At 59.5% G+C, this 368-nt stretch carries 1 protein-coding gene; it reads left to right on the top strand.

Features of this window, described 5'->3' with window-relative positions; genetic code table 11:
* Nucleotides 1–169 precede the first annotated feature (169 nt).
* A partial coding sequence (locus AC1U89_RS25015) for a ClpX C4-type zinc finger protein (RefSeq protein ID WP_479902309.1) occupies nt 170–368 on the top strand: 199 nt, incomplete at its 3' end.

Below are 368 nucleotides of genomic sequence, written 5' to 3'. Positions count from 1 at the left end.
AGGCAACCAGCTGCAAAATTGGTTTTTTGGCCGTCTTCACCGTCCTTACAATCGGCCGGGCGCCAGTGCTGACAACTCGCTGTAAGGCCATACCTGACAATTTGTCAGGAACTGCCTGACAAATCAACTATTCTGGCAGTGTCAGGCGATAAGTCTTAAGGAGAATGCCGTGGAACTGGAACCGCCGCTGGCCGGCCCGCTGATGTGCAGCTTCTGCGCGAGACCGGCCAACACCTCCCGACGCCTCGTGGCAGGTCCCGGCGTAGCCATCTGTAAGGACTGTGCCCGGGCGTCCATGGCGCTGTTCAGCAACTCGGAAGTTTCTCCGGCGGCGGCCCCGTGGGCGAGAATGACCGACGATGAACTGC

The organism is Caulobacter sp. 05T431 (assembly GCF_056665975.1).
This window is presented reverse-complemented; position numbering and strand designations above follow the sequence as displayed.